We start from the raw sequence: 9096 nt of genomic DNA on the forward strand, positions 1-9096 counted from the left end.
TTTGTCGTGGGAATGGGTGTAGGGGTCGGTGGAGGCGTAGGGGTCGGAGTTTGCAGGGCCAGCAAAGATTCAGCCTCCGGGATGGCTGGCATCTCGATCTCTTGGGGCACAGGCTCCGGTGGGGATAGATCGTCTGCAGGGGGCGATTCCGGGGCCGGGCCGGGCGGCTCTGCTGTTGGCTCTGGTGGGAGAGATTCTATGGATTCTGAATCCGGTTCGAGCAACTGTGGCTCGGGATCCTCCAGCAAAAGATGGCCAAATTCAGGTCGTGCAGCACCGTAACTACCGTCAGGCCCTGCTCCTGCTTCAGCCGTTGCAACAGCTCCAGCAGCTCCAGTTGGTGGCGCAGATCCAAAAAGGTGGTGGGCTCATCCAACAGCAACACCTGCGGCTCCTGCACCAAAGCCAACGCCAGAAAAGCCCGTTGCCGCTCGCCCCCCGAAAGGGTTTCCACCCGCCGCAGCGCCAGGGATCCCAGTCCTGCTTGCTCCAGAGCCCACTCCACCCGCTGCCGATCCGCCGGCGTCAACTGCCACGCCCACCAGGGCTGGTGGGGAGAACGCCCCAGACTCACCAATTGCCGCACCGTCAGCCCTGCCGGGATCCTCGGCTGCTGGGGCAAAAGAGCCAACTGCCGGGCCACCTGCTGGGGAGTGAGTTGAGTGTGCAGATCCCGACCGTCCAGGTACACGCGCCCAGCTTGGGGAATCAGAACCCGACTCAACAGCCGCAGCACCGTCGATTTGCCCGAACCATTGGGGCCGACAATGCTCAGCCATTCCCCCTGTTGCACGCTGAAGCTCACCTGTCGCACCACCGTCCGGGATCCGTAGCCCCCGCTCAAGTCCTCGACCTGCAGGATGGGCTCTCTCATCGCCCCGCCCCCTGCTGCCGCAGCAGCCAGCCGAAAAAGGGAGCCCCCATCACAGCGGTGACAATCCCCACCGGCAGCTCTATCGGGCCCAAACGGCTCAGGATGTCGGCACCGCTCAGCAGGGTCGCCCCCGCCAAGGCAGAAAGGGGCAACAGCCAGCGGTAATCGGATCCCACCCCCTGCCGCACCATGTGGGGCACCACCAAACCGACAAAGCCGATCAACCCCCCCACACTGACGGCGGTTGCCGCCAGCCAAGCCGCCACCAGACCAATCACCACCCGCGTCCGCGCCAGAGGGATCCCCAAGCTCACCGCCATCTCTTCCCCCAAGCTCAGCAGGTTTAAAGCCCGCGCCTGCCCCCATCCCAATCCCAAGCCGACCAGGATATACGCCCCGGCCACCTGCACCTCTGGCCAGCCCCGCCCGCTCAAGCTGCCGATCAACCAGGTGAGAGCCACCTGCACCCGGTCATCTGCCATCAACAACAAGGTGGAGCTAATGGCCCCAAACAGGGCGCTGACGGCCACCCCCGCCAAGATCAGCCGCTCCACCGCCAGTCCCGAGGGAGTACGCGCCAACCCGTACACCAACACGGTAGTCAGCACCCCGCCCACCCAAGCGGCCAGGGGCACCCAAGCCGTCCACTCTCCCAAGGTGAGCAACCCCACCGCCGCCAGGCCCGCCCCCGCCGAAATGCCCAGCAGGTAGGGATCCGCCAGCCCATTGCCCAGCATCCCCTGCAACAGGGCCCCTGCCATCCCCAGAGCCGCCCCCAGCAACTGGGCCAAGAGCGCCCGCGGCAGCCGCAACTGCCAAACAATCGTCTGCCGAATGGGATCCCCCTGCCCCCACAGGGCTTGCCAGAGTTCTGGGAAAGTCATGGGAACGGATCCCAAAGCAATCGAGACCAAAAGTACTAGGAAAATGAAACTCAATAGCAAACAGGTCAAACCGATTGGCGAGAGCAGCCGCTTTCTTTGCCCCCAGCCTCTGCCCCCCTCAACCTCTGTATACGGACACTCGCGATCGACCAGCACCGGGAAAACCTCTCGAGCTTTGCCCAGGAAGAGAGCCTTCTGAGGCCAAGAAACCCCCTCCGCCCGCAAGGGCGGGATGGAAAACTCAGCCAAGTTGGCCAGGCCTCCCTCCCGAGCTTTATTGAAAGTCAAACTCAACAAAACGTAGTCGCTAGAATAGCAAGGCTTCTTGGATGTTGCAAGTCAGTTTCAATAGCTTGTGCTTAAATTTCTCCCTCTTGCGCTTCAGGGCTTTTGGACAAGACCGGGCAGCGCCTCTGCCCAGCCATTCAGACTTACCTCAGGGGGGATCCAACTACCCTGAGCGAGGTCATGGCAACCAACCGCGAAATGGGAATCAGGGGAGAAGGGCTGGGGAAACGTCTCAAACTTCATCTAGACCTGGATCTAGAATGGCCCAAGCTGGTCGGCCCGAGTTGGCTAGACTCCGAACCTTCAGCCCATTGCTTGCCCACGTTTTGATGCCATGAGTTCTTCCGCCGAGCCTACTTGGGATGCCTTAGAGGTGGATCCCGCCCTCCTCACCCCCATGATGCAGCACTATGTGGAGCTGAAGCGGCAGTATCCCCACGCCATCTTGCTCTACCGCCTGGGGGATTTCTACGAGATGTTCTTCCAGGACGCCCAGCGGGTGTCGCGGGAGCTGGAGCTGGTGCTCACCGGGCGAGAGGCCGGAGCCATCGGCAGGGTACCCATGTGCGGGATCCCTTACCATGCTTTCGACCGCTACGCTGCCCAGTTGGTGGCCAAAGGCTATGCCCTGGCCGTCTGCGACCAGATGGAGCCGGCAGATCAGGCCAAGGGCTTGGTGCGGCGGGAAGTGACGCGGGTGATCACCCCTGGCACCGTCCTCGAAGAGGAGCTGCTGCAGGCGCGGCAAAACAACTACCTGGCAGCCGTCGTGCGGCTCAAAGGATCGAAGCAGGCTCCCTGCCGCTGGGGCCTAGCCTATGCGGATATCTCCACCGGCGAGTTCTGGGTGTGTCAGAGCGAGGGGCAAGAGCAACTGGAGCAGGAACTGGCCCGGCTGCAGCCGGCAGAGGTTTTGCTGCCCACCGAGGAGGGGCTGGGACTAGGCCTCATCCGTCCAGGGGATCCCCAGAAGCCCCTGGGTCTCCCCAACCAATACGCCTATACCCTGCGCCCAGCCGAACCTTTTGAACTGGCGGTGGCGCGGGAGAACCTCATGCAAACCTACGGCCTGCGCTCTCTGGAAGGATTGGGCTGTGAGGGATTGCCTCTGGCGGTGCGAGCAGCGGGAGGGCTTTTGCACTACTTAGAAGAAACCCATTCGCCTCAGCGGTGCGTAGCACCAAAGACCCTGCTGCAGCCTTCTCCCCAGGGAGGCCACCCGCTCCTGCCTCCCCCGCGCACCTACCAGCTCACGGACTACCTCATCTTGGATGCCCAAACCCGGCGTAACTTGGAGCTCACCCAGACCATCCGAGAGGGGGCTTTTGTGGGATCCCTGCTCTGGGTGCTGGATCACAGCCGTACAGCCATGGGGGGGCGCACTTTGCGGCGCTGGTTGCTGCAGCCTTTGCGGGATTCGGAGCAAATCCGCCTTCGCCAAGACACCATCCAAGAGCTTTTGGAAAACCCTTCTCTGCGGGCCCGCCTGGGATCCCTCCTGGACTCTCTGTACGACCTGGAGCGGCTGGCCAACCGCGTCGGATCGGGCACCGCCAACCCGCGCGAGCTGGTGGCCTTGGGATCCTCCTTGGGCAAACTGCCCCAGTTGGCCGAGCTGGTGGGGGAAGCCAAGACTCCCCTCTTGCAAAGCCTGCAACAGGTGGATCCCGCCCTGGTTGAGCTGGGCCAACGCATCGAGCACACCCTCCTGCCCTCCCCTCCCCCTGTGCTCACCGAGGGGGGCCTCATCCGAGCCGGCGTGGATCCCGAGCTGGACAGGCTGCGGCAGCAGGTGGAGCAAGACCGCCAGTGGGTTGCCCAGTTGGAAAAAAGCGAGCGCGACCGCACTGGGATCCCCACTCTCAAGGTGGGCTTCAACAAGGCCTTCGGCTACTACCTCAGCATCAGCCGCGCCAAGGCCCACCAAGTCCCCAAAGAGTACATCCGCAAGCAAACCCTGACCAACGAAGAGCGGTTCATTACCCCCGAGCTCAAAGAAAAAGAGGCCCGCATCCTCACAGCCCAAACCGACATCAACCAGCGGGAATACGAGCTGTTTGTGCAGTTGCGCCAAGAGGCGGGATCCCAGACCGAGGCCATTCGCCAAGTGGCCCAGACCCTGGCTGCCGTCGATGCTCTGTTTGGCCTGGCGGAAGTGGCCGTGCAGCAGGGATACACCCGTCCCCTCCTCACAACAGACCGCCGGCTGATCATCGAGGAGGGTCGCCACCCGGTGGTGGAAAAATCCCTGCCCCAGGGCCTCTTCGTGCCCAATTCGGTGCAACTGGGATCCCCCCACGGCCCCGATTTGATCGTCCTCACCGGGCCCAACATGTCCGGCAAGTCCACTTACCTGCGGCAAATTGGGCTCATCCAAATCCTGGCCCAGATGGGCAGCTTTGTCCCCGCGCGGCGGGCAGAGTTGGGCCTCTGCGACCGCGTATTTACCCGCATTGGCGCTGTGGACGATCTGGCTACCGGCCAGTCCACCTTCATGGTGGAAATGAACGAGACCGCCAACATCCTCAACCACGCCGGCGAGCGCTCCTTGGTGCTGCTGGACGAGATTGGCCGAGGCACCGCTACCTTCGATGGCCTTTCCATTGCCTGGGCGGTGGCGGAATACCTGGCCACTCAGGTGCGCGCCCGTACGGTCTTTGCCACCCACTACCACGAGCTCAACCAACTGGAGACTTTGCTGCCCAACGTGGCCAACTTTCAGGTGGTGGTCAAGGAATTGCAAGATCGCATCATCTTCTTGCACCAGGTACAGCCGGGGGGGGCAGATCGCTCCTATGGCATCGAGGTGGGACGCATGGCTGGCCTGCCGCAGGCGGTAATCCAGCGGGCCGAACAGGTGCTGGCCTTGGTGGAAAAACACAGCCGCATCGGCCTGGGCTTGAGAAACCAAGGGAAAAGCCGCCTCGCCCAAAAGAACTCCAAAAAAGAGCCCGCTCCCAATGGGATCCCCGACCCTGCCGTTGGGGATCAACTGTCTTTGATCCCAGCGCCTCTCTTTCCCGATTGGCCTTAGGCTCCCCTACTCCTGTCGGGATCCCGTTCTTGCAACCTCAGGGCTGCAGCCAGCCCATCCAGCTCATCCCGATGCCCCTCCACCCACAGGTGGGATCCAGAAGCCGTTGGCGTTCGTTCCCAGGACGAGAGCGGGACGGAGTCCTCGTCGGCTTCCTGCAGTTTCAGGCGGATTTGCTCCGGGCGTTGGTTGCGCCGCCAGTAGTACCAACCCGCCCAGGGGGAGGCCAGCACCAACATCCAAGGCCAAGCGCCCCACCCCGGCTCAAGGGTCTGCAGCACCAAGGCCAAACAGGCCAGTCCCGCCCCCGCCAGTCCCGTTAAAAAAAAGGTCAGCCCCACGCTAGCCTGACCTTGCCCTGCAAAGGTGGCGATCCCCTCGGCATCGGCGGACTGGAGACGATAGCCACGCCTTTCCAAGTGCTCCCGTAGAGCGGATCCCATTTCTTCCAGGCTGCGACTGCTAAAGTAGAGGCGACTCTCCACGCGATCCTTGCCCGCAGCTCGCAGAAAAAAGAATAGACCGATGGCCAATAGAGTCGTCAACGCCAAGGTTGAAACCTTTTCCCCCGTCAGCGGGGCTATGGCCAACCCAAGTGCCTGAGCAGAGCCCAGTCCGCCCAGAGGAAGGGGGTTGACCTGTTCGGGGAGTCTGGCTCCCCCACAGCTGGGTGGGATAGGTGAATGGGAACAGTTCATCGAATAGAATCGAATAGACTGGAATAGGCAAAGCAATTTACACGCTACCTTTGAAGTTTAGACCCTCTAGGATGGATGGGTTACTTCCCCCAAGGACGACCTGCCGGGTTCACCCTGAGGGCAATACGCTTTTTCGCAGTGGCGGTGACGGTTGAACTGGGGGGATCCTACGCTGGCTCTCATGTCTCTGGGCTGAGAAATGCAACTATAATTAAGTTATGATAAGGGGCTCACGCTCTCCGTGTGACCCCTCCGCTGCTACTTCAGCCTTTCCCTATGGGGCATGGGCAGGAGGTCCGGTTGAGGAAGAGGTCAATGTATGATTTCCTCTGACTGCTGTAAGGCGTTGAGCAGGCGCGAAGTTACCGTTGGGGAACACTTAAGCTTAACTTGCTCCACATCACTGACCATTCCTCTCTCAGCCCACTGAACTGCCTACCCCTGTCGCTACATCAGCAACACCCTACATGTCTAACTACGAACCTGAACTCAACGACATTTTGTTGGATGGCCCCGCCGATCTCCTCGATGCTGCCGAAGAAGCAGAGGTGGATCTGGCCGATGGCGAGTTTCTGGAAGAGGAGCCAACCCGCCGCTCCACTGATCTGGTGCGCCTCTATTTACAGGAGATTGGTCGTGTTCCTCTTTTGGGGCGCGATGAAGAGGTGGCCCTGGCCCAAAAAGTCCAAGACTACATGAAGCTCTTGGATTTGCGTCTGCGTTTGCAGAAAGAGTTGGGACGGGATCCCACTCTTGCGGAATGGGTGGCTAAGGCTAACCAGTACCCCGAGTGGGCGCAACTGACCCCTGAAAAGCTGCAGCAGATTCAGCGGATTGGCAAGCGTGCCAAAGAACACATGATCAAGGCCAACCTGCGCCTGGTGGTGTCGGTGGCGAAAAAGTACCAAAACCGCGGCTTGGAGCTGTTGGATCTGATCCAAGAGGGTACGCTGGGCCTAGAGCGGGCGGTGGAAAAGTTCGACCCAAAAAAGGGCTACCGCTTCAGCACCTACGCCTACTGGTGGATCCGGCAGGGCATTACCCGCGCCATTGCCACCCAAAGCCGCACCATCCGCCTGCCCGTTCACATCACCGAGAAGCTGAACAAGATCAAAAAAGCGCAGCGCAAGCTCTCCCAGGAAAAGGGCCGCACCCCCACCATCGAAGACATCGCCTCCGAGTTGGAGATGACGCCGCCTCAAGTACGCGAGCTGTTGGTACGGGTGCCCCGCTCTGTATCTCTAGAAACCAAGGTGGGCAAAGACAAGGACACCGAACTGGGGGATTTGCTGGAAACTGACGACATTTCCCCAGAAGAGACCATGATGCGGGAAGCCCTGCACCGGGATCTGCAGCAGTTGCTCTCGGATCTCACCAGCCGCGAGCGGGATGTGATCCGCATGCGTTTCGGCTTGGGGGATGGGCGCACCTATTCGCTGGCGGAAATCGGTCGCGCCTTGGATCTGTCGCGAGAGCGGGTGCGGCAAATTGAGGCCAAAGCCCTGCAGAAGCTGCGTCAGCCGAAGCGGCGCAACCGCGTGCGAGATTACCTGGAAGCTATCAGCTAGTTCCGGCTTGCCCACTGGCTCCCCCAGCGTCCTACCCGTTTCCGCAGTCGGGCTGCTGCCCACTCCACTTCTGGGATCCGCAGGTAGAGAGCTCCGGCGGCGAACAAGCTTAGACCTAAACCCGCGGCCAGCCCGGCCCAAATGATGGCGGTGAGCAGGGGAGACCCCACAATCTCGTAGGAGCGCAGTTGGGTCCACAGCCAATGGCTGAGTCCCCCGGCCAGGACGGTGCTCCCCAGCAATGGCAGTAGGGCTTGTCCCATCTCCCGCCAAGGGATCCCTGGCAGGCGCTGGTGGAGGCGGATCCCCAGTCCGATCACGGCTATCAGGTTGACGCCGGCGGTGGCCAGGGCAATGCCCGGCGCTCCAAAAGCCTGCAAAAATAGAAAGTCCAGTAGGGCATTCAGGCCAATGGCCATGCTGCTGATGCGCAGAGGCGTAGCCCCATCCTCCAGGGCATAGAAGATCCGCACCAGCACATCCCGCAGCAGGTAACCGGTCATCCCCAGACCATAGGCCATGAGCAGGGCTGCCACCTCTTGTGTCACCTCCGGCGTAAAGCGCCCCCGCTGGTAGGCCACTTGGACAATGGGCTCGGCCAAAGCCACCAACAGCATCGACAGGGGCAGGGTCACAATTGCCGTAAGCATCAGCCCTTGGCGGATACGCTGGCGCAGCTCCGGCCAACGGGATCCATCCCCTGCCAACTGGGCATAGAGAGGCATCAAGGGCACCAGCACCATGTTGGAGAGGATCCCCAGCGGCGTTTGTACCAGAAGCTGGGCATATCCCAAGTTGCCGATGGTGCGATCCCCAGGTACGAAAGAGGCAAAAAACAGATCCACATAAACATTGATGTGGATCATCCCGGAGGAGATCACCGCCGGCAACATCAGCAAGCCCACCGCCCGTACCTGCGGGGATCCCCACTCAAAGCGCAGGCGCGGTCGCCCCAGCCCTAACCGCATCTGGATTGGAACTTGGGCCAACCATTGGGCAATGGCCCCGATGAGCACGCCCCAGGCCAGCAAAGTTGGGATCCCCGTCCATCCCAGCGTGACCAGGATCCCGATCACCGCCAAGCTGGAGATCAGCGGGCTAAGGGCAGGCAAGGCGTAGTGTTCGGCAGCATTCAGCGCTCCAAAGCCGATGCCAATCCACCCCGAGAGCAAGGCCAAAGGGGCCATGATCCGCAGTTGCGCAGCGGCCAGAGCATGGACTTCGGGGCTGGCTCCCGGCGCATTCAGGCGCACCACCCAGTCCGCTCCCCACCAAAGGCCCAAGCTGACCAGCAGGAGCAGGCAGCCTACCAAGGTGGAAATGGATTCCAGCCAGGCAGCCGCATCCTCCCTGTCCCGATCCCGCTGCTTTTTGAGGACACTGACGATGGCGCTGTGAAAAGGGCCGTTGATCCCTCCCAGCAGAATCAACAGAAAACCGGGCAGGATGTAGGCTACCCCGAAGGCGCTGTACTCCGGCCCCGAGCCATACACTGCTGCAATCAAAGCTTGGCGAATAAAGCCTATGCCCTTACTGAGCAAGGTCGCCCCGGCCACCAAGCCCGCCACCGACATCAACGAACGGGATGGCCCTGCTGAAGGAGATCCCCCAGGGATCTCTTCCTGAGTGGCAGACTCCTCCATTACCTTGTGTCCTGCACCCCAACCACTGCCTCAACAACAAAGTAAACTACCCGACTCCGACCGCTAAAGCGGTACGGAGCGGGCTTTCAGTAGCCCTGAGCCTGCTC

At 61.4% G+C, this 9096-nt stretch carries 6 protein-coding genes; 2 read left to right on the plus strand and 4 right to left on the minus strand.

Annotated elements, in window-relative coordinates:
- Positions 1–196: 196 nt before the first annotated feature.
- Positions 197–874 (minus strand): ABC transporter ATP-binding protein, encoded by a 678-nt coding sequence (locus NW840_RS00510; RefSeq protein ID WP_414341689.1) that lies wholly within the window; start codon positions 872–874, stop codon positions 197–199.
- Positions 871–1914 (minus strand): FecCD family ABC transporter permease, encoded by a 1044-nt coding sequence (locus NW840_RS00515; RefSeq protein WP_011434271.1) that lies wholly within the window; start codon positions 1912–1914, stop codon positions 871–873. Before NW840_RS00515 ends, NW840_RS00510 begins: the two co-directional genes overlap by 4 nt.
- A 466-nt stretch (positions 1915–2380) precedes the next feature.
- On the opposite strand from NW840_RS00515, the gene mutS reads away from it, so the two are divergent.
- On the plus strand, positions 2381–5080 hold the full coding sequence (gene mutS, locus NW840_RS00520; RefSeq protein WP_414341690.1) for a DNA mismatch repair protein MutS: 2700 nt from the start codon (positions 2381–2383) through the stop codon (positions 5078–5080).
- Here mutS and NW840_RS00525 read toward each other — a convergent pair.
- Positions 5077–5670 carry a cofactor assembly of complex C subunit B gene (locus tag NW840_RS00525; RefSeq protein WP_414341692.1) on the minus strand — a complete coding sequence of 198 codons (594 nt, stop codon included), beginning with the start codon at positions 5668–5670 and terminating at the stop codon, positions 5077–5079. The two genes, mutS and NW840_RS00525, sit on opposite strands and share 4 nt — an antisense overlap.
- 575 nt (positions 5671–6245) lie before the next feature.
- Here NW840_RS00525 and sigC point away from each other — a divergent pair.
- Positions 6246–7346 (plus strand): RNA polymerase sigma factor SigC, encoded by a 1101-nt coding sequence (gene sigC, locus NW840_RS00530; RefSeq protein WP_414332157.1) that lies wholly within the window; start codon positions 6246–6248, stop codon positions 7344–7346.
- On the opposite strand, the gene murJ is transcribed toward sigC, so the two are convergent.
- A complete protein-coding gene (murJ, locus tag NW840_RS00535) occupies positions 7343–8989 on the minus strand; it encodes a murein biosynthesis integral membrane protein MurJ (RefSeq protein WP_414341694.1) in 1647 nt (548 codons plus the stop codon). The two genes, sigC and murJ, sit on opposite strands and share 4 nt — an antisense overlap.
- Positions 8990–9096: the final 107 nt, after the last annotated feature.

It is taken from the genome of Synechococcus sp. R5-13 (assembly GCF_047462015.1).
Taxonomy (GTDB): domain Bacteria; phylum Cyanobacteriota; class Cyanobacteriia; order Thermostichales; family Thermostichaceae; genus Thermostichus.

What these genes read in the sequence shown, in the direction of transcription:
- sigC (WP_414332157.1), top strand. Translation starts at nt 6,246, where the DNA reads ATGTCTAACTACGAACCTGAACTCAACGACATTTTGTTGGATGGCCCC.
- NW840_RS00510 (WP_414341689.1), bottom strand. Translation starts at nt 874, where the DNA reads ATGAGAGAGCCCATCCTGCAGGTCGAGGACTTGAGCGGGGGCTACGGA.
- murJ (WP_414341694.1), bottom strand. Translation starts at nt 8,989, where the DNA reads ATGGAGGAGTCTGCCACTCAGGAAGAGATCCCTGGGGGATCTCCTTCA.
- mutS (WP_414341690.1), top strand. Translation starts at nt 2,381, where the DNA reads ATGAGTTCTTCCGCCGAGCCTACTTGGGATGCCTTAGAGGTGGATCCC.